Annotated in this window: 18 protein-coding genes; 8 read left to right on the top strand and 10 right to left on the bottom strand. The window is 70.2% G+C overall.

The annotated features are described in order from the left end of the window. Positions 1 to 3: 3 nt before the first annotated feature. Positions 4 to 459: a DUF6368 family protein gene (locus ACQB60_RS20285; protein ID WP_496927559.1), complete on the bottom strand. Its 456-nt coding sequence runs from the start codon at positions 457 to 459 to the stop codon at positions 4 to 6. Further along, positions 416 to 1033, bottom strand: a complete 618-nt coding sequence (locus ACQB60_RS20280) for a TOPRIM nucleotidyl transferase/hydrolase domain-containing protein (protein WP_496927419.1) — start codon at positions 1031 to 1033, stop codon at positions 416 to 418. The genes ACQB60_RS20285 and ACQB60_RS20280 overlap by 44 nt, the downstream gene beginning before the upstream one ends. A gap of 155 nt (positions 1034 to 1188) precedes the next feature. Here ACQB60_RS20280 and ACQB60_RS20275 point away from each other — a divergent pair, with 155 nt between their 5' ends. From ACQB60_RS20275 to ACQB60_RS20265, 3 genes are all read left to right on the top strand, one after another. After that, complete coding sequence (locus ACQB60_RS20275) at positions 1189 to 2007, top strand: hypothetical protein (RefSeq protein WP_496927418.1); 819 nt, start codon at positions 1189 to 1191, stop codon at positions 2005 to 2007. A 1021-nt stretch (positions 2008 to 3028) separates the two neighbouring features. Next, positions 3029 to 3463, top strand: coding sequence for a hypothetical protein (locus tag ACQB60_RS20270; protein WP_496927417.1), 435 nt, complete (start codon positions 3029 to 3031; stop codon positions 3461 to 3463). A gap of 315 nt (positions 3464 to 3778) precedes the next feature. Further along, positions 3779 to 4651, top strand: a complete 873-nt coding sequence (locus tag ACQB60_RS20265; protein WP_496927558.1) for an arylamine N-acetyltransferase family protein — start codon at positions 3779 to 3781, stop codon at positions 4649 to 4651. Between the two features lie 55 nt (positions 4652 to 4706). Here ACQB60_RS20265 and ACQB60_RS20260 read toward each other — a convergent pair whose 3' ends face one another. Next, a complete protein-coding gene (locus ACQB60_RS20260; RefSeq protein ID WP_496927416.1) occupies positions 4707 to 6224 on the bottom strand; it encodes a sulfatase family protein in 1518 nt (505 codons plus the stop codon). A 110-nt stretch (positions 6225 to 6334) separates the two neighbouring features. Further along, the gene (locus ACQB60_RS20255) at positions 6335 to 6868 is read right to left on the bottom strand and encodes a CbrC family protein (protein WP_496927415.1); all 534 of its coding nucleotides are present in this window, start codon (positions 6866 to 6868) and stop codon (positions 6335 to 6337) included. 284 nt (positions 6869 to 7152) lie between these two features. Here ACQB60_RS20255 and ACQB60_RS20250 point away from each other — a divergent pair, with 284 nt between their 5' ends. Next, the gene (locus ACQB60_RS20250; protein WP_496927414.1) at positions 7153 to 11040 is read left to right on the top strand and encodes a CARDB domain-containing protein; all 3888 of its coding nucleotides are present in this window, start codon (positions 7153 to 7155) and stop codon (positions 11038 to 11040) included. 72 nt (positions 11041 to 11112) lie between these two features. Here ACQB60_RS20250 and cydB read toward each other — a convergent pair whose 3' ends face one another. Continuing rightward, the gene (gene cydB, locus ACQB60_RS20245; RefSeq protein ID WP_496927413.1) at positions 11113 to 12120 is read right to left on the bottom strand and encodes a cytochrome d ubiquinol oxidase subunit II; all 1008 of its coding nucleotides are present in this window, start codon (positions 12118 to 12120) and stop codon (positions 11113 to 11115) included. Between the two features lie 21 nt (positions 12121 to 12141). After that, the gene (locus tag ACQB60_RS20240) at positions 12142 to 13647 is read right to left on the bottom strand and encodes a cytochrome ubiquinol oxidase subunit I (RefSeq protein WP_496927412.1); all 1506 of its coding nucleotides are present in this window, start codon (positions 13645 to 13647) and stop codon (positions 12142 to 12144) included. Between the two features lie 358 nt (positions 13648 to 14005). Here ACQB60_RS20240 and ACQB60_RS20235 point away from each other — a divergent pair, with 358 nt between their 5' ends. Then, positions 14006 to 14740, top strand: a complete 735-nt coding sequence (locus ACQB60_RS20235; protein ID WP_496927411.1) for an MgtC/SapB family protein — start codon at positions 14006 to 14008, stop codon at positions 14738 to 14740. A 101-nt stretch (positions 14741 to 14841) separates the two neighbouring features. Further along, positions 14842 to 15753: an endonuclease/exonuclease/phosphatase family protein gene (locus tag ACQB60_RS20230; protein WP_496927410.1), complete on the top strand. Its 912-nt coding sequence runs from the start codon at positions 14842 to 14844 to the stop codon at positions 15751 to 15753. Here ACQB60_RS20230 and ACQB60_RS20225 read toward each other — a convergent pair. Next, a complete protein-coding gene (locus ACQB60_RS20225) occupies positions 15750 to 17510 on the bottom strand; it encodes a sigma-70 family RNA polymerase sigma factor (protein WP_496927557.1) in 1761 nt (586 codons plus the stop codon). The two genes, ACQB60_RS20230 and ACQB60_RS20225, sit on opposite strands and share 4 nt — an antisense overlap. A 257-nt stretch (positions 17511 to 17767) precedes the next feature. Between ACQB60_RS20225 and ACQB60_RS20220 the strand changes: the two genes are divergently transcribed. Further along, the gene (locus tag ACQB60_RS20220; protein WP_496927409.1) at positions 17768 to 19096 is read left to right on the top strand and encodes a cytochrome P450; all 1329 of its coding nucleotides are present in this window, start codon (positions 17768 to 17770) and stop codon (positions 19094 to 19096) included. Positions 19097 to 19152: 56 nt separating this feature from the next. Here ACQB60_RS20220 and ACQB60_RS20215 read toward each other — a convergent pair whose 3' ends face one another. From ACQB60_RS20215 to ACQB60_RS20205, 3 genes are all read right to left on the bottom strand, one after another. Continuing rightward, positions 19153 to 20001: an NAD-dependent epimerase/dehydratase family protein gene (locus ACQB60_RS20215; RefSeq protein ID WP_496927408.1), complete on the bottom strand. Its 849-nt coding sequence runs from the start codon at positions 19999 to 20001 to the stop codon at positions 19153 to 19155. Between the two features lie 75 nt (positions 20002 to 20076). Beyond that, on the bottom strand, positions 20077 to 21402 hold the full coding sequence (locus tag ACQB60_RS20210) for an MFS transporter (protein WP_496927407.1): 1326 nt from the start codon (positions 21400 to 21402) through the stop codon (positions 20077 to 20079). 167 nt (positions 21403 to 21569) lie between these two features. Further along, the gene (locus ACQB60_RS20205) at positions 21570 to 22400 is read right to left on the bottom strand and encodes a maleylpyruvate isomerase family mycothiol-dependent enzyme (protein WP_496927406.1); all 831 of its coding nucleotides are present in this window, start codon (positions 22398 to 22400) and stop codon (positions 21570 to 21572) included. 62 nt (positions 22401 to 22462) lie between these two features. Between ACQB60_RS20205 and ACQB60_RS20200 the strand changes: the two genes are divergently transcribed. Further along, on the top strand, positions 22463 to 23452 hold the full coding sequence (locus ACQB60_RS20200; RefSeq protein WP_496927405.1) for a MerR family transcriptional regulator: 990 nt from the start codon (positions 22463 to 22465) through the stop codon (positions 23450 to 23452). Positions 23453 to 23493: the final 41 nt, after the last annotated feature.

Raw genomic sequence — 23493 nt, 5'->3', positions numbered from 1 at the left:
GGGCTACTTCACCAGCCGGAACCCAGGAGCCTCGACCCAGGCGCGGAGAAACTCCGCCGAGCCGTAAGCCGCTCCCCAGGGGTCACTTCTCCTCGCCAGGAGTCCGGGAAGACCGGCCACGAGCGGGAGTTGGTCCTCACGCGGCTCGGCGTTGGCGACGCCGCCGATGACATCCATGATGCCCGCGGTCAGCAGAGCGACGACCACATGGTCGATCCGATCACCGCAGAACGCGATGACATCCACCGCGTGCGTCGGCGTGAACCCGACGAACCGCTCCTGGTCGACCTCGTCGGCATGCTCGGCGTCAAAGACCTCTTCATCTCCGAACCCCGGACCCAAGACGGAGACCAGCATCGGGCGAGTCCCTTCGCCCGGGGCCCGGACCCACCACCCCGAGACTCTCCACGCCCCCTCACAAGCTCGCGAGCAGCTCGTCGAGCGGACCCGGCACCTGATCCGGGCCGAGGGCCTCCACCAGCAGATGCCCGTAGCGGATCTTGCGGCCCTTCTTCGTGCCGAGGAAGCGCCGAAACTGCTGTTCGCGCGGCCGCCCGTCCTGAGCGGGCTGGCGCAGAAAGGTCTCCAAGGCGCGGACGTCACCCTCCGCCCGCACGATCTCCTCGACGTGCGCCGTGCCCAGCGCGCGGATGAGCTCGTCCTCCAGGTCCGCCTCGCACACGAAGAAGTCCCGCGGCGGCGCCCCTGCCCGTTCCAGGCCGCGCTCGTAGAAGCCCTGCTCGTTCCGGTCGCACAGCCCGACCAGGCGCAGGCCGAGCCCCGGCGGCCCGAGCAGTCCGGCGTAGCGGCCGATGCTCATCGCCCCGCCCATCGACAGAACACACACCCCCTCAGCGGCCAGGTCCCGGCCGCGCCGTGCGGCGAGCGTCTCGACGGCCGCGAGGTCGCTGGGCCCTTCCAGCAGCACCACGGTGCGCACCCCCAACTGCTCGGCCGACTCCCTCGCCGAACCGCCGGAACCGCCGCTCGCCCAGTCACTGACCGCGTCCCGAAACGCCTGCATATCCGCCATGCAGCGAGTTTGCACCGCCACCGACGGAACGGCACGGAAATATCTTGCTGCCGGAAGGCGCGACGATGAGCGGCCTCATGCGCGGCATGCCGCTCCCCATGGGCCCGATGCCCAAGGGCATGCGGATGCCCACCTGGCTACGTAGGTTGCGTGGCATGAATCCGTGGCGTGAAGGGGACCGGGTGGTTTCCACCGTCCCCACCGACAGCCCGAACGACCTCGTGGGCCAGGTCGCCATGGTCACCGCTCATGACGATGTCCTGGTCGACTTCGAGGACGGCAGCGGCGGGTACGCGCCCGGCGAACTCGCCCCCGCCCCCCGTACCGCCGAAGCCCTGGAGCGGTTGAGCACGGCCCTGATCCCCTATCGGCGTCTGGACGAGGGCCGCAAGGAGCCGGTCACCGCCACGCCCGAGGAGATCCAGGCCATCGCCTTCACCGCCCATTGCGCCGACGAGGTGCACGCCGCAGGCCCCGAGGGGCGGCGCCTGCGCCTGCTCGACATCAGCGAACGCCGCGCCGAGTTCACCCCGCCCGGCCAGTCCGGCGGGTCCAGTCCACCCAGCCCATCCGGTCCCTCCGCAGACGGCTGGTACGACGCCGCGTCCCCGCCCCCCGCCGCCGCACCCGCGCACGCGCACCTCGCCTGGGCCCTGAAGCAGATCTGCCGCTTCGCCGGGGCCCAGGGCGACCTGCCTGTGCTCCAGGGCTGTGAGCCCTCCCCCGCCTACGGCACGGCCGACCTGCTCATGTCCTACCGGGGCCGTACCTGGCGGGTGCGGCTGCCGCTGGTCCGGCCCGAGCCCGCCGACGAGATCAGCGGGCCCCTGTACAACCTGGCCTTCCGTCTGGACGAGCTGTTCGCCGACGGGCGGGGCTTAGTGGACATCCCGCCGCGTCGGCGCCGCCCCGGCGTCCCGTACGCGGACGGCGACGTCATCCACCCCTTCGGGACTCCCGTCGCACAGCGGTAGCTCGCGGCGGTGGGGGCGGAGGCACGCGCAGGGCATCCGCTATCCGCTCAGAGCTTCTCGACGTACGCCGTCGCGTCGACGTCTTGACCCAGGCCCACCTCGAGAGGGTCTCCGTGCGGCTCAGCACACCGGCATTCGGCGCGGCGTGCGCCGGGGTGCCGGGGTGCCGGCCAAGGTCGCGCCCAGGGCCAATGCCGAGGATGCCGAACGCGAGTTGCTTCCCCGATTTCCTCACTCCGTCCGAAGGTCTGCTCGGTTCTGCCGAGGGAATCGAGGCCATTCTTTCCACGCCTCGCGTAGAAGTTGAACGGCAGATCGGGATTCTCAACTGCCGCGTGCGCACGCCGCGTTACCTGCGGCACTTCGTGGAATGGGCTCCACAGCACCGGAATCGGCTCGGTGCCTCCCTGGACTCGTATGTGCGGCGAGCGATCTCCCCGTATGGGGAGACGATTCTGCGGCGCGCGGCCGCCGATCGCGCTCGGCGCGCCGCGCACCATGCGGAGGGCGGGATCACGCGGGTGCCGTCCCAGCTCTGGCCGACCGTGCGCCGGCGGGCGCCCGTCCTGGAGATTCCCGGGCACCCCGTCACCAGGGACCTCCACCTGCGGGGGCGCGGCCTTGTCCTCGTGCCCTCGCACTTCTGCTGGAGCCGTCCGGTACCGCTGGCCGACCCCGAGCTGCCGCCAACACCAGTGAGACCGCGGCCCGGTTGGGGGTCAGCCCCACGACGGTCAGCGAGCACCGCGCGGTGCTGCGTCTCGCCGGTCCCCTCACCAGCCATCGGCACGCCAACAGCGTGTATCACCTCAGCACACGGCTCGGCAGATCCCTTCATTCGGCCGCATCGGGGGGGGCTGCGCGCGGCGGCCTGAGGCTCCGCACCCCAGCAAGACCGCTTACTCCATGCGCTCAGGCAGGCACGCAACGCCATACCCTGCTGTCCGGTCGCGACCGGCCCCCACCTGTGGTTAGCCTCGAAACGCACAAAAGGCTCAATTCACCCGAATGGGAGTTCAACGTGAAAGCCACTCTGCGCAGCCGGTGCGCCCGAGCGGTGGTCATCGGTGCTCTGACCGCGGGTCTGGCAACAGCCGGGACAGTGAGCGCCTTCGCCGACGCGAACGCACCCGCACAGCCCGTGAAGGCGAGTTCGACGCCCAGCCCTTCGAAGTCCGCCACCAAGGGGTCGCTGACCATCAAGGCGGACAAGAACAAGGTGAAGGCCGGTGAGAGCGTCCACTTCAGTGGCTCCACCAAGGGCGTGAAGCAGGGCAGCAAGGTGGTGCTGCAGCACAAGACCAAGGGCAAGTGGACGACGCTGCACGCCAACACCACGGTGAAGAAGAACAACACCTACGCGCTGGACGCCAAGCTCAACACGAAGGGCAAGGAGACGCTCCGCGCCAAGGACGGTGACGCCGTCTCGCCCACGGTGACGGTCACCGTCAGCTGACCACGACAGGACTCGCAAGGACACGGGTGCGGGGCGCGGCACCGAGAGCCGCGCCCCGCACCCGTGTCACCGGTCGCGTGGTGGTGCCCGCCCGCCCGGGTCCGGCGGAGTAGGGCGGAAGTCCCGGCGTCGACCGGGACCAAAGGACGAGGCACGGGAGGGAATGCCGTCGCGGGAAAGATCGCTTCAAGAGTCGTACAAGCGGTGCCGGTTGGCCGCGGTCCGGTCGGCGTTCGGTGCCCTGCCAGGTCGGCCTCGGTCCGGCCTGCCGGCACCCTGCCCGCTGACGTGACGACCAACCAGGAGACCTTCCACATGTGGGACGGCGACGCACTCGATCTCGACGCCTATCTGACGCACCTCGGGTACGAGGGGGACCGCTCCCCCACTCTCGCGACGCTCCGCGCGCTGCACCGGGCCCATGTGCTGGCCGTGCGCTGGGAGAACCTGGAGGCGGTGCTGCGCAAGTACCGGCCGCTCGACCTCCCGTCCGTCCAGGCCAAGCTGGTCGGCAGCCCGCGCGGGGGCACCTGTTTCGAGCAGGTCACTCTCTACGCGGCGGCCCTGGAGCGCCTCGGCTTCCAGTTCACGGTGATCCAGGGCCGGGTCCAGATGGGGGCGACCCACATCAGGCCCTCGACGCACGCCATGGTGATCGTGGAGCTGGACGGGCGGCGCTGGCTGAGCGACGTCGGGTTCGGGGCGAGTCCGCTGGAGCCCATCGCCGTGCCCGAGGAAGGGGACGCGTCGGACACGACGGAGACGACGGACGGCGTGTGGGCGTACCGGCTGCGCCGCCAGGAGGTCACGCCCGGCGCCCACGGATGGGCCCTCTACCAGCCCGTGCGCGAGGGCGAAGGACAGGTCGACACCACCGGGGACGGCTGGATGCTGCGGCACACCTTCACGTTCGATCCGCAGTACCCGGCCGATCTCCGCGTGACGAACCACTTCGGTTCCAGCAGTCCGCTCACGCCCTTCAGCGACCGGCTCTTCGTGCAGCGCGTGCACCCCGACCGGCTGCACCTCCTGGACAGCCGGCTGCTGACCACGGTCAGGCCGGGCGTTCCCGGGCCCCCGGAGACCCGGGAACTCGAGCCGGTCGAGGTGCCGAAGGTGCTCGCCGACCTCTTCGGGATCGTGTTGTCGCCGGAGGACGCCGAGCTGCTGCTGCCCAAGCTGACCTGAGCGCCGGCCGGCATCAGGGTGGGCCTACCGGCTCGCGCGTCGACCGACCTGTGCGTCAGGCCGTACGGGTCGTCGCGGCCTCGGAGCACTCCTTGGACCCCTTGCACGTCCGCAGCTCGGCGACCGCCGCCGACAGGGCCTTCTTCCTCTCCGCGGACAACTGTCCGTAGATGTTGTGGAGTTGATCGGGGTCCTTGCTGCGGTCGTAGTACTCGCGGGCCCCGGTCTTGTACTCCACGTACGTGTACGTGTCGGTGCGCACGGCCTCGTAACTCGGCGGGTTCCCGCTGCCCTTGCGGGGCTTGTCGGGGTCGTTCGGGGCCGTGTTGGGCCCGTGGTGTTCGATCAGGGCCGACTGCGGCCAGTCGTCGGGCGTGGTGCCCTTCAGCAGGGGTACGAGGCTGCGCCCGTCCGCGGCCGCGTCGGGGGTGGCGCCGCCGAGGTCGGTGAAGGTGGGGCACAGGTCGATGTTGGAGGCCACGGCCTTGGAGGTGGCGCCCTTGCGGATGCCCGGTCCGGTCATGACCAGCGGCACGTTGACGTCCGTGTCGAAGGCGGTCTGCTTGCCGGGCATCAGCCGGTACTGGCCCATGTGGAAGCCGTTGTCCGAGGCGAAGGCGAAGACCGTGTTGTCGTACACGCCCTCCTCCTTCAGCCGCTTCTGCAGGTCGCCGATCATCCGGTCCACCGCCTGCACCGCGCGGACGCGCTTGCGGTAGCTCGTGGTGATCTTCTTCTGCTGCTGGGCGGTGAGGGGCTTCTTGTCGGCCAGCCACTTGGGGGCGTTCTCGGGTGTCGTGTCGTAGGCCGGGGGCTTGGGGGCCGGGAGGTTCTGGTACTTGCCCTCGTCCTGCGGGGCGGGGGTCGCCGGGCCGTGCGGGGCGAAGGTGGAGATGTCGAGCACGAAGGGCTTGCCGTCCTGGGCCGACTCCCCGATGAAGTCCTGGCCCTTGCCGCTGACGACGTCGGTCAGGTAGTCCTTCGGCTCGCTGCCGTAGTCGACGGTCTTGCCGTTCTCGTTCAGGGTGTAGTCGTACTCCTTGTAGCCGTTGCCGGCCACGTCCCACTCGTCCCAGCCCGGCGGGACGTAGTTCTTCTCTCCCCCGACGGTCATGTCCGGCTCGTAGCCGTTGAGGTACTTGCCCATCATCGCCGTGCGGTAGCCCTGCTTCTTGAGCGCGGTGGCGAAGGTCTTGTCCTCGTTGCCGCGCTTGTTGAAGGTGCCGAAGCCTCCGTCGGGCGGGGTGTTGGTGAACACCCCCGTGTTGTGCGGGTACTTGCCGGTGAAGATCGACGAACGCGACGGGCAGCAGAGGGAGTCGGTCACCGTGTAGTTGGAGAAGGAGGTGCCCGCCTTCTGCATCTCCTTCACATGCGGCATGTAGTTCACGAGATCCGTCGACAGGTCATCGGTCAGCACGAAGACGACATTGGGCCGCTCCGGGTCACTCCGTGGACTGCTCTCCGCAACGTTCCCGGAGTCCTTTCCACTGCTCTGACAGGCGACGGCGGTGACCGCGAGGGCTCCTACCGCCACCCACAACGGCAATCGCTTGCGTCGGGTGGGATTCATGGTCTCCTCCGGGCAGGGGGCGGACATGTCAAGGCCGTCACGCTAGGGCCGGAAGCTGAGAGGCCGATGAGAGTGCGGCGGGCGGGGCGGGTGGCGCGGTCCTTGGGGGGCTACGAGTAGTCGGCGTAGGCGAGAGGGGTGCCGCACACGGTGCAGCGGAAGAGCATGGCCGTGGCCCCCTCGCCGAGGTCGGCCAGGAACTGCTCCAGCTGCGCCGGGTCATGCCAGCCGCCCATCCGCAGGTCGAGCCTGAGCTGCTCGAGCGCGTCGGGGTGCGCCGCGAGTTCTGTGTGGCCGACTTCGCCGAGGAAGGCGGCCGCGTCGCGGCAGTGGACGAGCCAGTGCGGGTCCTGCCAGGCGGAGAAGCCGGGGGTGCGGCGGGTCACCTCATGGACGGTCTCGTCGCTGACGCCGTCGAGTCCGTAGGCGTCGCTGAATTCACCCTCGAAGCGCTCGGCGGCACTGCCGTCCGCGATGCACCAGGGGCAGAAGCTCTTGTCCACCTCTTGGGCGGTGTAGAAGGTCGCGGTGTAGATCCAGCCGGTGGCGCGTCCGCAGCAGGAGCATGCGTCGGCACTCATGCGGAAGGCGCCGGTGGCGACGGGGTCGGGGTGGTAGCGGAAGAAGGGCGGCTCGGCGCTCATCGCAGCAGTCTCTTTGCGCGGCAGCCAGTGATCAAGCAGAAGCGTCGGCTGACCTCTGCCGTTGCGGCTGGGGCAGGTGCGCTCTCCGTACGTCGGAGCAGCAAGTCTTGTCATGGACTGTGTAATTCACTCTGTCCTGAACGTAGACCAGTTGACTCTTCTCTGGCAGTCTCCAACAACTGAACGCAAGAAATCGCGTGTGCGTCCAGTGAGCTCTCCGATGGACGTCACACAGAGCCGCCCCTTCGCAGCCGCGCGCCCCGCCGGCTGGAGATCGGAGATTCATGAGAAGACCATCCAGGAGCCGGCCCGTCACGGCCGTTCTCCTCACCACCGCCCTGGCGGCGGTCGGCCTGCCCTCGCTGGCCGTCGCGGCCGCCGACACCCCCTCCTCGGCGGGCAGTTCGCACACGGACCTCGCCCAGGGAAGGAAGCTCACCACCGGCGGCGGCCGCTCCCCGTGGGCCCAGACCGACCTCGCGGCCACCCGGCGCATCGAGCGGGCCGTGCTGCACCTGCCCGCCGCCGCGCACGCACGGACGCAGAACCTCAAGCTCCAAAGCAGCACCAACGGGCGGGACTTCACGGATCTCAGCGAGGTCGAGGGCTACAAGGCCAGGGCCGGGCACGAGCGGTCCGTGAACCTCTCCTTCGGCGAGACCACCGCCCGCTACGTGCGCGTGCTCTTCCCTGCCTCGTCAGGCAAGAGCAAGAACAAGGCCGCGCGAGAGACCGCGAGCCCGGCCGCCGCCGCCGGGAAGCTCACCGACCTTGAGGTGTACGGCCCCAAAAGCGGTGACAATCAGCCGCCCTCGGCGCCGGGCGGGGCCGCCCTCTCCCAGGGGCCCGGCGGGCAGGCCGAGCTCACCTGGCACAAGGCGCGCGACAACAAGCGCGTGACCGCCTACGACGTCTACGTCAACGGCGACTTGCGTACGAGCCTCCCGGCCGGCGTGACGGCGTACACCGACTCCCAGGCCGCGCGCGGGAGTTCGGGCGCCGCCACCACGTATGCGATACGGGCCCGCGACGCCGCCGGGAACCAGTCCCCCGACAGCGCGACGCTCAAGCGCAAGAAGTCGACGGGTGACCGGCAGAAGCCGATACCTCCCGCCGGTCTCAGCGTCACGTCCCAGAAGCGCGGGCACGCGGACGGCGCGGCGAAGCTCACCTGGCAGCCCTCCGCCGACGACAAGAAGCTCGCCGGGTACGACATCTACGCGGACGGCAAGCTGCGCGAGCGCGTGGGCGCCCACACCACCTCGTACGCGATCGGCAAGGCGGCCAGGGGCGGTGTCGTCTACTCCGTGCGGGCCAGGGACGCCGCGGGCAACGTGTCGGCCAGCAACCCCACCGTCACCCGCGCCGGTTCGGCCGACGCCGACGCCGATCTCGCCGCGGGCAAGCCGATCAGCGCCTCGTCCGTGCAGCAGACCTATGTCGCGAAGAACGCCAACGACGGCAGCACCAGCACCTATTGGGAGGGCGCGCCGGGAAGCTACCCCCACACCCTCACGGTGAAGCTCGGCGCCAACGCCGACACCAGTGCCGTGGTGGTCAAGCTCAACCCGGACAGCGTGTGGTCGGCCCGCACCCAGCGCATCGAGGTGCTCGGCCGGGAGCAGAAGGCCAGTGACTTCACCGGCCTGGTGGCGGGCCGTGACTACTCCTTCGACCCGGCGAGCGGCAACACGGTCACCATTCCGGTGAGCGCGCGCGTGGCCGACGTCCAGCTGAAGTTCACGGCGAACTCGGGGGCCACGGGCGGGCAGGTGGCGGAGTTCCAGGTGCTCGGCAAGGCCGCGCCGAACCCGGATCTGGAGGTCACCGGGCTCACCTCGGCTCCGGCGGCGCCGCTGGAGTCGGACCCCATCACGCTCTCGGCCACCGTGCACAACCGGGGCGGTGAAGCCTCGGCGGCCACGGACGTCGCCTTCCAGCTGGGCGGCGGCAAAGTCGCGACCGGGCATGTGGGGGCGCTCGCCGCGGGCGAGTCGAAGGCCGTCGAGGCGGGCATCGGCACGCGGGACGCGGGCAGTTATCCGCTCAGCGCCGTGGTCGACCCCGACAACGGCGTCATCGAGGAGAACGAGGGCAACAACACCTACAACAGCCCGACTCCTCTGGTCGTGAAGGCTGTCGAGAGTTCCGATCTCGTCGCGTCGCCGGTTTCGTGGTCGCCGAGCGCGGCCGCCGCGGGCGACACCGTCACCTTCTCCGTGGCGGTCAAGAACCAGGGCAACGTGGCCTCGGCGGGCGGCGAGCATGCCCTCGCGCTGACGCTCAGCGACGCCAAGGGCGACACGGTGAAGACGCTGACCGGCAGCTACAGCGGGTCGATCGCCGCGGGCGCCACCACCGACCCGGTCAAGCTCGGCACCTGGACGGCCGCCAACGGCAAGTACACGGTGAAGACCGTCATCGCCGACGACGGCAAGGAAGTGCCGGGCAAGCGCGACAACAACTCCTCGAGCCAGCCGCTGTTCGTCGGGCGCGGCGCCAGCATGCCGTACGACATGTACGAGGCGGAGGACGGTGTCCTGGGCGGCGGCGCCAAGGCCGTCGGGCCCAACCGGAAGATCGGTGACCTCGCGGGCGAAGCCTCCGGGCGCAAGGCCGTGACGCTCGACTCGACCGGCAGTTCGGTGGAGTTCACCGCGAAGGCCGCCACGAACACGCTGGTCACCCGCTTCTCCATCCCGGACGCGGCGGGCGGTGGCGGCACCAACGCCAGCCTGAACGTCTACGTGGACGGCACGTTCCTGAAGTCCGTCGACCTGACCTCCAAGTACGCCTGGCTGTACGGCGCGGAGGCCAATCCGGGCAACTCGCCGAGCGCGGGTCCGGCGCGGCACATCTACGACGAGGCGAACCTGCAGCTCGGCAAGACCGTCCCGGCGGGCAGCAAGATCAAGCTGCAGAAGGACGCCGCCAACTCGTCCTCGTACGCGATCGACTTCGTCAACCTGGAGGAGGCCAAGCAGGTCGCGAACCCGGACCCGGCCGCGTACACCGTCCCGGCGGGCTTCTCGCACCAGGACGTGCAGAACGCCCTGGACAAGGTGCGCATGGACACCACCGGCAAGCTGGTCGGCGTGTATCTGCCGCCCGGCGACTACGAGACGTCCAGCAAGTTCCAGGTCTACGGCAAGGCGGTGAAGGTCGTCGGTGCCGGTCCCTGGTTCACGCGCTTCCACGCGCCGAGCGGGCAGGAGAACACCGACATCGGGTTCCGGGCGGAGAACTCGGCGAACGGCTCGACGTTCACGAACTTCGCCTATTTCGGCAACTACACGTCGCGCATCGACGGTCCGGGCAAGGTCTTCGACTTCTCGAACGTCGCCGACATCACCATCGACAACATCTGGAACGAGCACATGGTGTGCCTGTACTGGGGCGCGAACACCGACCGCATGACCATCAAGAACTCCCGCATCCGCGACCTGTTCGCCGACGGCGTCAACATGACCAACGGCAGTACGGACAACCTCGTGGCCAACAACGAGGCGCGGGCCACCGGCGACGACAGCTTCGCGCTGTTCTCGGCGATCGACGCGGGCGGCGCGGACGAGAAGAACAACGTCTACGAGAACCTCACGACCCTCCTGACCTGGCGGGCCGCGGGGATCGCGGTCTACGGCGGCTACAGCAACACCTTCCGCAACATCCGAATCGCCGACACCCTGGTGTATTCGGGGATCACCATCAGCTCGCTGGACTTCGGCTATCCGATGAACGGCTTCGGGAAGGATCCGACGACGTTCGAGAACATCTCCATCGAGCGGGCGGGCGGCCACTTCTGGAACGGCCAGACCTTCCCCGGCATCTGGCTCTTCTCGGCCTCGAAGATCTTCCAGGGCATTCGCATCAACAACGTCGACATCGTCTCGCCGACGTACAGCGGCGTGATGTTCCAGACCAACTACGTGGGAAACCAGCCCCAGTTCCCCATCAAGGACACCATCCTCACGGACGTCTCGATCACCGGGGCGCACAAGAGCGGCGACGAATACGACGCCAAGTCCGGCTTCGGTGTCTGGGCGAACGAGCTGCCGGAGCCGGGTCAGGGGCCCGCGGTCGGTGAAGCCACCTTCAACGGGCTGAAGTTGAGCGACAACGCGCAGGACATCAAGAACACGACGTCCACCTTCAAGATCATCAACAATCCCTGAAGGGAGGCTGCTCAAGGGGTGAGGCACGTCGCCCGGCCGAAGAGGGTCGGCCGGGCGACGACTGGGGAATTGTCAGTGGGCGGGGTCGGCGGCGATGTTCTGGGTGCCGATCCGCTTGCGGAAGACCCAGTAGGTCCAGGACTGGTAGACGAGGACGACCGGGGTCGCGATCGCAGCGCACCACGTCATGATCTTGAGGGTGTAGTGGCTGGAGGAGGCGTTGGAGACGGTCAGGCTCCAGTCCGGGTTCAGCGAGGACGGCATGACGTCCGGGTAGAGCGCCAGGAACAGCATCGCCACGGCCGCGGCCATCGCCACGCCCGACAGGAGGAACGACCAGCCCTCACGCCCCGCCTTGATCGCCCCGATCGCCCCCACCAGCCCGACCACGGCCACGATCATCGCGGCCAGGCTCGCGCCGTCACCGTGGTCGGCCTGCGTCCAGATGAGGAAGGCGAGGGACAGCACGGCGGTGAGCAGGCCGAGTTGGAAGGAAAGGGACCGGGCGCGATGCCGGATGTCGCCGAGGGTCTTGAGCGCGGTGAACACGGCGCCGTGGAAGGTGAACAGGGTCAGGGTCACCAGTCCGCCCAGGATCGCGTACGGGTTGAGCAGGTCCCAGAAGTTGCCCACGTACTCCTTGTGCGCGTCGATCTTCACGCCGCGCACGATGTTGCCGAAGGCGACTCCCCACAGCAGGGCCGGGATCAGGGAGGTCCAGAAGATGGCCTCCTCCCAGTTGCGCTGCCAGGTCTCGGAGGTGCGCTTGGCCCGGTACTCGAAGGCCACGCCGCGCACGATGAGGCAGAGCAGGATGATGAGCAGGGGCAGGTAGAAGCCGGAGAAGAGGGTGGCGTACCACTCGGGGAAGGCGGCGAAGGTGGCGCCGCCCGCGGTGAGCAGCCACACCTCGTTGCCGTCCCAGACCGGCCCGATGGTGTTGATCAGGACCCGCTTCTCGATGCGGTTCCTCGCCAGCAGCCTGGTGAGGATCCCGACCCCGAAGTCGAAGCCTTCGAGGAAGAAGTAGCCGATCCACAGGACGGCGATGAGGACGAACCAGACGTCGTGAAGGTGCATGACGGATGCGCTCCCTGGTCCTTAGTAGGAGAAGGCCATCGGCTTGTCGGCGTCCCGGTCCCCGCCGATCTTCGTGGGCGGGTCGAGGTCGTCGTCCGTCAGCTCGGGCGGCCCGGCCTTGACGTACTTGACCAGCAGCTTCACCTCGATGACGGCGAGGAGCGCGTAGAGCAGCGTGAACACCGTCATGGACGTGAGCACCTCGCCCTGCGAGACGGCCGGCGACACGCCGTCCGCGGTGCGCAGCACCCCGTAGACCACCCAGGGCTGACGTCCCGACTCGGTGAAGATCCAGCCCCAGGCGATGCCGATGAGAGGGAAGACGAGGGTGAGCAGGGCGAGACGCCAGAACCAGGTGTTCAGGCGGGCGCCCAGCGGCTTGTTCTTGAAGAGGACCAGGTTCGGCACCTCGTCCTCGCCCACCCTCAGGTGCTCGGGCAGCAGGAACTTCTCGCGGGTGAGCCACAGGCCGATCAGGCCGACCACGAAGGACGCCATCCCGAAGCCGATCATCCAGCGGAAGCCCCAGTAGGCCACCGGGATGACGGGCCGGTAGTCGCCGGGCCCGTACTTCTCCTGCTCGGCCTTGTTGGTGTCGTTGATGCCCGGCACATAGGTGTCGAAGTCGCTGTCGGCCAGGAAGGAGAGGAGGCCGGGGATCTCCAGGGCGACGGTGTTGTGGCCCTTGCTGACGTCCCCGTAGGCGAACACGGAGAACGGGGCGCGCTCCTGGCCGTCCCACAGGGCCTCGGCGGCGGCCATCTTCATCGGCTGCTGCTTGAACATGACCTTGCCCAGCGTGTCCCCGCTGACGGCGACGAGCACGCCGGAGACGACGAGGGTGACAAGGCCGAGCCGCAGCGAGGTCTTCATGACGGCCACGTGCCGCTTGCGCGCCAGGTGGTAGGCGGAGATGCCGACCATGAACGCGCCGCCAGCCAGGAAGCAGGAGGTGAGGGTGTGGAACACCTGGGTGAGGGTGGTGTTCTGGCTCAACACGTGCCAGAAGTCGGTGAGTTCGGCCCGCCCCGTCACCTTGTTGATCTTGTAGCCGACCGGGTGCTGCATCCACGAGTTGGCCGCGAGGATGAAGTACGCCGACAGGACCGTCCCGATCGACACCATCCACATGCAGGCCAGGTGGACCTTCTTCGGCAGCTTGTCCCAGCCGAAGATCCACAGGCCGATGAACGTCGACTCGAAGAAGAAGGCGATCAGCGCCTCGAAGGCGAGCGGCGCCCCGAAGATGTCACCGACGAACCGCGAGTAGTCCGACCAGTTCATGCCGAACTGGAACTCCTGCACGATGCCGGTGACCACCCCCATCGCGATATTGATCAGGAAGAGCTTGCCCCAGAACTTCGTCGCCCTGAGGTACTTCTGGTTCTCGGTGCGCACCCAGGCGGTCTGCAGTCCGGCGACCAGCGCCGCCAGCGAGATCGTCAGGGGGACGAACAAGAAGTGGTAGACGGTGGTGATCCCGAACTGCCAGCGCGCCAGCGTGTCAGGCGCCAGAGCCAGGTGCATGGGTAGTCCTCTCGTGCCACGGCGGCCAGGGCTGCGTGATCATGAGCACGCAGTCGCACCATTAAGCCGGGAAGGAATCCCTCAGAAAGGGACCATTGCTTACATGTCCGTCGGCGTCACCCGCGCGACACGCTCGCCGGGGCAGTGAGGGACCCGCCGGGAGCCCGGAGCAGGGACACACAGGATCTTGATGGGGGTCGACGGATACTGGAGCCGGCGCTCGGCCATGTGCGCGACGACTCGCGACGCGACGGCTCGACGAGTCGGGCCGGGCCAGGCGCGGACCGAACGGCACGGGTACGTGGGCCGGCAGCTCGCCCGCAGGTGGGTGAGAGCGGGCCCGGTGAGGCGGTGAAGCATGCGAGAGCTGATGGAGGCCGGAGGGCAGGGCTGGCGGCAGGTGGCCGAGTTCGGCGTGGCCCTGGCACTGTCCGGTGCCATCGGTCTGGAGCGGGAGATCCGCCAGAAGTCCGCCGGGCTGCGCACCTACACCACGGTCGGTGTCGGCGCCGCGCTGTTCACGCTGGTCAGCAAGTACGGCTTCAGCGACGTCCTGCACGCGGGCACCGTCGAGGTCGACCCCTCCCGGATGGCCGCCCAGATCGTGTCGGGGCTCGGCTTCATCGGCGCCGGGGTCATCTTCGTGCAGCGGGGCTCCGTGCAGGGGCTCACCACCGCGGCGACGATCTGGCTGACGGCCGCGGTCGGCGCCGCCGCGGGCGCCGGGCTGCCGCTGCTCGCGGTGCTGGCGACCGCCGCGTACTTCCTGGTCGCGTACGCCATACGGCCGCTGGCCCACCGGCTGTCCGTGCTGCGCTCGGCGCCCGTGCACTACCGCATCGCGTATCTGCGGCGCACAGGGCTGCTGCACGAACTCCTCGAGGCGTGCGACCAGAGCGGGTTCACGGTCGCCGAGCTGCGCGTCCTCGCGCCGCAGGGATCTCTCGCGACGTCGACGGACGACTCGGAACAGCTCGCCGAGGTGCACCTGGCGGTGATCGGCCGCGGCGGCGACGCCGGGACGCTGACCGCCCGGTTCGCGGAGGTTTCCGGGGTCGTGGCCTGCAGCCGCGGCGGCCAGGGCGATGAGTGACCGGATGCCTGGACCTGTGACTTCCCACTGCGCACAACCTTCACCGAAGCGTCAGGCCAACGCCTCGTCAGACAGGGCGATGTGACGGTAGAACTTCCGCCATGGTCACCCCCCGAAACTCCACCCCCTTCATAGCCGCAGCCTCCGCCGCCTGCCTGGCCGCCCTGGCGCTCCTGCCCGGCTCCGCCAGCGCGAGTTCGCGCGTGAGCGCGAACGCGCACCCGAAGTCGAGCGCGGTGCAGGCGAACACGCTGAAAGTGATGACGTTCAACACGTGGAACGGAGGCACGCACGTCAGCGACGGCATCGGCAAGATCTCCTCGGCGATCACCAGCTCCGGGGCGGACGTCGTCGCCCTCCAGGAGAGCAACGGTGACGTCGCCCAGCGGGTCGCCGACCGCCTGGGCTGGTACACCACCGCCACCGGCACCCACGTCGACATCGTCTCCCGCTTCCCGATCGAGAAGAAGGACTGGACGAACAGCGGCAACGGCGTCGCCGCGGCGAAGATCAAGGGATTCTGGATCTACTCCGTCCACTTCAACTACACCAAGTACGGTCCCTACAACGCCTGTTGGGACAACGACTCGTACGAGACGATCTACGCCGACGAGACCCTCCGGGGCCAACAGGCCAAGGAGACCGTCTCCTGGGCGGGCAGCAGCCCGGCCATCGTCGCCGGCGACTTCAACTCGCCCTCCCAGCTCGACTGGACCACCAAGACGAAGTCCAGCCACTGCAACTCCGTGGTCCAGTGGCCCGCGACCAAGGCGTTCTGGGACGGCGGCTACTGGGACTCGTACCGCGAGGTCCACCCCGACGAAGCGGCCACGCCCGGCAACACCTGGTCCCCGGTGGTCAAGGAGACCGACGGCAAGCGCGAGCCGCAGGACCGCATCGACTTCATCCAGTACAAGGGCTCGACGCTGGACGCGACCTCCTCCACGACCGTGGGCGGCGGCCCGGACTGGCCGAGCGACCACCTCGCCGTCGTCACCACCTTCACGTACTAGAAGCCGAACATCTGCGTCCAGGTCCAGTCGTCGTCGACCAGGCCGAGGCCCATCGTGGTCAGGTCGCAGTTGAGGATGTTGGCGCGGTGGCCGGGCGAGTTCATCCAGGACTGCATCACGGAATCGGGCGAGTTCTGGCCCCGCGCTATGTTCTCGGCGCCGGGCGTCTTGTAGCCCTGGGCCGTCGCCCGGTCGCTGAAGGTGCGTCCGTCCTGACTCGTGTGGTCGAAGTAGTGGTTCGTCGACATGTCCTCGCTGTGCAGCTGCGCGGCGCGCGAGAGGCGGCTGTCGAGCTTCAAGGGGCGGCAACCTGCCTTGGACCGCTCCGAGTTGACCAGGGCCAGGACCTTCTCCGCCGGGGTGTCGGCGGGGGCCGCAGTGGGCTTCGGGGTCGGCCGGGGCTTCGGCGGCGGCGTCTTGGTCTTCGACGGCTTCGGCGTCGGCTTGGGCTTGGCGTGGGTCTTGCGCGGCTTGGGCGAGCGGGACGTGTGGTGCGACGGCGAGGGTGTGGCCGTGGATGACGAGGGCGTCGCGTCCTCCGTGGGGGTCGCGGACGTGGAGTCGGCCGCGGAGCGCACCGTGTCGTCCTTGCGGTCCCCGTCGGACGGCATCGCCTCCAAAGTGGCGAGCGTTCCTCCGGCGATGAGCACGGCGATCGCCGCGGCCATGCCGGTGGTCCGGCGCCGCCTGCGTATTCGCTCCTGGGCACGGAGCTGCTGCCGGGCGCCGTGCGGCGGTCCGGCGGCGCCCGCCGCGTGCAGGACGGTCGTGTCATCCCCGGCATTCCCGGTATCCCCGGCATCCGCGGCATCCCCGAAGGACGGCGTCGGGGCCGTTTGCGCGTACGGGTATCCGAGGCCAGGCTCTCCCGCGGCGCCGACGTCGCCGCCGGGCCCCGTCACCGGTGTGCCGCCTCCCGTCGACGCGTGACCGGCCTCCGCCCCGTGGAAGGGGGCAAGCCCCGGAAGGCCGACCGCGGCGCCCACCACCGGCACCAGGGCCAATCCCACCAGCAGCCCCTCGGCGGGCACCAGTCCGGCCTGGTGCCCCGAGCACACGGTGCAGTCCCGCGCATGCCGGGCGATGCGCTTGCGCCACAGGGCCGAGGGACGGCGGTCCCAGTCCGCGGTCAGCCTGGCGAGACCGGGGCACGGCGGCGTGGCGGCGAGCGCGCGCACCACGAGGCGCGCGGTCTCCAGCTGTGCCTTCATGCGCTGGACGCGCACCCCGGTGTGCTGCGGCGAGAGGCCCAGCGCGGCGGCGACCTCGGCCCGGCTCAGTTCGCCCGCGGCCTCCAGCCACCACAGGGCGAGGAGCGCGCGGTCGTCGGTGTCGAGCCAGCGCGTGGCCTGCGCCACCTCGCGCCGCTGGCCCTCCAGTCCGAGGCGGACGATGGTCAGGTCCACGAAGTCCGCGCCGGGGTCGGCGACTTCGTAGGCGTCCTGCAGATCCGAACCCGGGACGGCGGCCTGCTGTCTCGACCAGTACGTGCGGACCTGGTTCATCGTGATCGCCACCAGCCAGGACCGGAACCCGGCCGGGTCGTGCAGCGCGCCGAGCCCGCGCAGGGCGCGCAGCATGGACTCCTGCACCACGTCGTCGACGTCCGCGTGGCCGTTCAGCGCCCGCCCGACGATGTTGTACACCAGGGGCAGATACGCGCTGACCAGCTCGTCCTGTGCCCACAGCGCCCCCTGCTGAGCCGCCTCGACCACCGCACGGTCGGCTTCGCCTGTCGCTGCCACGCCCGCACACATCCTTTCCACGTCCCGGCATTATCTGTCCGACACATGGGAGACCTTGGGGCAGGGGTGCTCATAACAAAAACAGCAGTGCTGCCTGGGACCGGAGCCGACGCAGGACGGGAGCGCCGCCCGGCAGGGCCGTACCGCCCCGTGGGGGAAATCCCTCAACTCCCCTTGCACTGCCCGGGGTTGCCCGGTGCCGACGGGGATTGACCCGGCCCCGTCCCCCTGATGCAATCGTTGATTACTTCCGCTGAAGGGGCCACCCGATGAAGCAGGACATATCCGCCAAGTCGCCTCTGCCCGACTTCGCCGCCTCGGCCGTCCGCTGGGGCATCTCCCAGCGCTTGCCCCGCACCGTGCTGCAGCTCGGGGCCCTGCGCGGCGACCCGCTCGCCCGTATCGCCCTGGAGCCCCAGCGCGCCGACCGCATGGCGCTCTACGCCGGACTGCGCCGCCGCGGCCCGGTGGTCCTCAGGCCCGGCCTCGGCGCGGTGGTATCGCATGCCGCCGCCAACACCGTGCTGCGCAGCGATCAGTTCGGCGTGGGCGGCGGGCACGGCGAACTGCCGGGCAGGGCGGCCCAGTTGCTGGAGCGGGTCACGCGCGACCAGGTCCGCGGCCCGCTGGATCCGCCCTCGATGCTGGCCGTCGACCCGCCCCTGCACTCGCGCTACCGCCGCCTGGTGTCGCAGGCGTTCACGCCCCGGCACGTGGCCGCCCTGGAGGAGCGGGTGACGAAGACCGCGGCGCAGCTCCTCGACTCGCTGGCGGGGAACGGGGCGAGGCGGTTCGACCTGGTCGAGCGGTTCGCCTCGCAGCTGCCGGTGGCGGTGATCGGCGACCTCCTGGGCGTCCGCCCTGCGGACCGGCCTGACCTGCTGCGCTGGGGCGACGCCGCGGCCCTGTTCCTGGACCCGGGGCTGACCTGGCGGCAGTACCGCTCGGCCGAGCGGGGTGTGACGGCCCTCGCCGAGTGGTTCACCGGCCATGTGCGGCGCCTGCGCGCGGACCCCGGCGACGACCTGCTGAGCCGCCTCGCGCTGCTCGACGGGGACGACGCACTCGACGAGGTCGAGCTGCGCGCGGTCGGGCTCCTGGTCCTCGGCGCCGGCTTCGAGACCACCGTGGGCCTGATCAGCAACGCGGTGGCCCTGTTCGACGGCCACCCCGCCCAGCTGGACGCCGTGCGCGCCGACCCCGGCCTGTGGGCGAACGCCGTGGACGAGGTGCTGCGCTTCGACGCACCGGTGCAGCTGACCCTGCGCGTCGCGTACGAGGACACGGCCGTCGACGGCGTCCGCGTGCCCCGGGGCCAGCCCCTGCTCGTCCTGCTCGCCGCCGCCAACCGGGACCCGGCCGTCTTCGACGACCCGCACCGCTTCGACGTGACGCGCGACAACGCCGCCGACCACATCGCGTTCTCCTCCGGCGTGCACTACTGCCTGGGGGCCGGTCTGGCTCGACTGGAGGCGCGGGTGGCGCTGCGCCAGCTCTACGAACGCTTCCCGGACCTGCGGATCGCCGGACCGCCCCGGCGGCGCCAGACCCGGGTCCTGCGGGGGTTCGCGCGGCTGCCGGTGGCCGTCGGCGGCTGATCCGCTGCTCCTCCGCCGCCTTGTCCGGCACCCGGACAGGCGCGCGCACGTGCCGGTCAGTCCTGGTTGCCGAAACCGGTGCGCCAGGTGGGGTGGTCGAGCGTCAGGCCCCGCGAGGCTGCCAGGGCGTTGGCCGCGCCGCGTTCCCAGGGAGCGCCGCCCCTGGTGCGGGCGGGCACGGGCCGGTCCAGGGCGGCGGCGAGGACGGGGACCCAGGCGTGGGCCGGGGCAGGTTCGTCATCGACGATGTTGACGGGACCGTCCGGCCAGGTCAGCGCCGCCACGGCGGCCCGGGCGGCGTCGTGGACATGCACGAACGAGGAGACACCGTCGTTCGCGGGCAGCTGTCCGGCGGCGAGCTTGTCGGCCATCAACCCGCCCGGGGCGAACCAGGTGCCGGGCCCGTAGAGGGTCCCGTAGCGCAGGACGACGTGCTCGGGCAGTTCGGCCACGGTGTCCTCCAGGGCGCGCACGCCCGCGATGGAGGTGGCCCTCGGTTCCGGGGCGGCCAGGTCCAGGGCGGCGCCCTCCCCGGCCGGTGCGCGCCCGGGAGCGTAGGCCCACGCGATGGACTGCGCGACGATGCGGCCGGTGCCCGCCTTCTTCGCGGCATCGACGAGATTGCGGGTGCCTTCGCTGCGGATGCGGGCGTTGTCGGCGGGGCTGCCGCCGCTCAGCGCGGTGAGCTGGTGGATGACGACGTCCGGCCGGAATCCGGTGAGCGCGGAGGTGACGGCGTCGGCATCGAAGACGTCGAGCTGAACCGCTCGCGCTCCGCCTCGCTCCAGGAGGGCGAGCCCGTGGGCGCTCCGGGTGGCGCCGAGGACGTCGTGCCCGGCCTGGACGAGCAGCGGCAGGAGGTGCCGGCCGATGGCGCCGGTCGCACCGGCGACGAAGATGCGCATTGCTGTGCCTTTCTGATCCTTGGAGATTCTTGGACGGACGGTTCGAAGGGCGGGGGCCCGTGTTCTCTTCAGGGCTCAGGCAGAGTCCGGCGTGCCGACCGTGCCGACCGTGCCGACATCCGTATGACGGGGCTCGGTCAGCCACAGCACGAGCGCGGCAGCCATGAGGACGCCTCCGGCCGCGCACACCCCGCCCCAGCCGGTGTCCGCGTACAGGCGCACCCCCAGCGCGCCGCCCACCGATCCGCCGAGGAAGTAGGCGGTCATGTACGCGGTGGTGACCCGCGACCGGATCTCCGGGCGGTACCCGAGGATCCGTGCCTGATTGAGTACGTGGATGCCCTGGACGCCGATGTCCAGCACGAGGATGCCCGCGATCAGCAAGGCCAGGTGCCCGCCGCCCGCGGCGAGCGCCCAGGCCAGGCCGATCGCCAGCAGGAAGCCCCCACTGGCCCGGTGTGCCAGGCCCCGGTCCATGAGCCGTCCGGCAGGCTGCGCGCACAGGGCTCCGGCGGCGCCGAGCAGCCCGAACAGGCCGATGGTGGCGGCACCGTAGTGGTACGGCGCGGTGTGCAGCAGGAACGGCATGGCGGTCCACAGGAGTTGGAAGCTGCAGAACCCGAGGGCGCCGATCATCATCCGGCGGCGCAGGAAGCCTTCGGTGCGCACCAACGAGGCGGTGGACACGAGCAGTTGCCGATACCGGGCGCCCCGTGTGATCTGGGCGCCCCCTGCCGTCCGGGGGCGCTCGGCGGCCGGAAGGTCGGGCATGCGCAGCCACAGCGTCACGGTGAGAGCGGCGATGACGACAGCGGCCACCCCGTACACCCAGCGCCATCCGGCGATCTCCTCGAGGGCGCCCGCGACGGTGCGGGCGAGCAGGATGCCCAGCAGGAGACCGGTCATGAGCGCCCCCACCACCTTTCCGCGCCGGGAGTCGGCGGCGAGGGTGGCGGCGAACGGGATCAGAACGTTGATGGCGGCGCCGGTGACCCCGACGACGGTGAGCGCGGCGACCAGGGCGGCGGCGCCGGGGGCGAGGGCCGCGGCGGCCAGAGCCAGGGTGTCGATGCCGAGCATCACCACGACCAGGCGGCGCCGGGAGAGCAGGTCGCCGAGCGGGACGAGCAGCACCAGCCCTGCGGCGTAACCGAGTTGGTTGAGGGTGACGGTCAGCCCCGCCGCGTCGAAGGAGGTGTGCAGGGCGGCGGCGATGTCGGGGAGCAGCGGCTGCGCGTAGTAGTTGTTGGCGACGATCAGGCCGCAGGCGAGGGCGAGGAGAAGGACGAGTGACGGTGGTATGCCGTCGCCGGGCACCGCTGGTCGGGCCCGGCGGCCGGGGCGTGGGCGGGGATCGGAGCCGGATGCGTCGCCGGTGGCGGCGAAGGTCTGGGGCGCCATGGCTGAACCTCCTTGTTCATCGCGGGATGTGGCGGCGGACCGGACCACGTGATCCGGTCCGTCCGCCGCCGGACACCGGGAACCTAAGGCGGCGCCACTGATCAAGGGAAAGTCCTCTTTCCGATGGCCCCAGAACGGGACGGCATAGCCACAGGTCAGCGCGGGAGCTAGAAGGCGGAGTGGGCCAGCCAGTGGTCCAGCAGCGCGCGGTCACCCGTCACCGACACCCCGCCGTCCCCGCCCGGGACCGGGACACGGCCGGACATCGCCAGCATCAGCTCCACGACCGCCCCCGACACCACCACGTCGGCCTCGACCGGCCCGCGCTCCCGCTCCCAACTCAGCCCCTCGGAAGCCCTGGTGATCACCCAGCCCTCCACGGAGGCGGCGGCGGGCCGCAGCCCGATCCGCTCTCCCCTCCCCCGCAGTTGACCGACGCCCGGCCTGACCGCTTCAAAGCCCGGCGTGGACAGCAGGTCCAAGGTCTCGCTGATGACCTCGGCCGCGAGGTCGTCGGCGATCTCGTGAGCGAACTCACTGGCGATCCCGCTGACGATCTCACTGGCGCTGTGCGTCGCCACCACCGCGTCGTAGTGGTGCACGCACGTGTCGCTCAGCACCCTGCGCAGCCAGAACCCGGCCGGGCGTGGCCCGAAGAGCGTGCGCACCTCGGTGTCCGCACCGAGGCACTCGACCGCACGGATCAGCTCCTCCGCGCCCTCGTACAACCACCGCGACCAGCCCTCAGGCGCACCGGGATCGGCGAGCTCCGGCACCGGTACGGGCAACTGCTCCCCCGTGCGGACGAGTTCGGCCGCCCACCGATGTTCCTGGCCGACGTGGCCGACCAGGGTGCGCAGCGACCACTTGGGGCAGGTGGGCACGGGCAGGTCCGAGGCCCCGCGGCTTCCGGCGACGCCCACCACCCGGGCCAGGCCCCCCGTCTGCTCCCTGAGCCCCTCCACGAGCCGGGCCATGGCCGGCGTCGACCTCATCATCAAGAACTCCCCTCACTCGGTGACGCCGGTACGGTAGAAACTCCAGCCCAGTGGAGATTCAAGTGCCTTTGCTCGACGAGACGTTCGGGATAGGCGACCTGTCGCGGCGGACCGGCGTCCCGGTGCGCACCATTCGCTTCTACTGCGACGAAGGCATCATCGATGCGGTGCGCAGCACGGGCGGACACCGCAGGTTCGCCCCGTCGGCGGTGGAGCGGCTCACCCTGGTCAGCCGCCTGCGTCGGCTGGGACTCGGGCTGCCCGCCATCCGCTGCGTACTCGCAGGCGAGCGCTCCATCGCGGAGGCCGTGGCCGCCGAACGGGCGGCGCTCGACGCCGAGTTCACGGACCTGGCGTGGCGACGGGCCGCACTGCGGGCGCTCGAAGAGACCGGCGGACCGACGCACCGAGCGGACCGCCTCCACCTGCTCCTCCACCTGCTGGCCGCCGTGCAGAACGGGAGCGCCGCCCGCGACGCGCTGATCGACTTCTGGAGACGGTCGATGGCCGCGCCGGTGTCGGAGGCGATGCTGAGCGCGTTCGTGACCCTGGCGGTGCCGGGACTGCCCGCCGACCCGACACCACGGCAAGTGGTGGCCTTCGCCGAGCTGTTCGCACTGGCCGGCGACCGGACGCTGACGCGCCGCCTGCGGGACAGGGCGCGGTCGACGGCCGAAGTGGTCGCGGACGAGGACGAGTTGATGACCGGGATCGGCGAGGCGTGCGCCCTGGCGGAGCCACTGCTGCACGCGGACGAACCTCCCTGCCCGGGCCCCGCCCTGGACCGCTTCGTCGCGGCACACGCCTGGGCGCGGGCGGACCGCGACACGCCACGCTTCAGGCGCCGACTGCTCACGTACGTGGCTCTGGACCGCGAGCCGCGCATGCGCCGCTACTGGCGCCTGGCGGCGGAGGCCGATGCCGCCCCCGTCACACCCGGAACGGCCTACCTGTGGCTGACCGACTCCCTCGCACGCTCAGTGGGCCCTGACGAGCGCTCAGGGCTCATTGCCCCAATGGACAATTGCGGGGAGCCCGGCGGTGATCGTTAGATGGCTGATGACGTCACCACCTTCCGTTGGAGGTCATCAGC

This window comes from Streptomyces odontotermitis (genome assembly GCF_050510915.1).
Taxonomy (GTDB): Bacteria; Actinomycetota; Actinomycetes; order Streptomycetales; family Streptomycetaceae; genus Streptomyces.
Note: the sequence above shows the minus strand (reverse complement) of the source record. Positions and strands in the feature narration are given on the sequence as shown.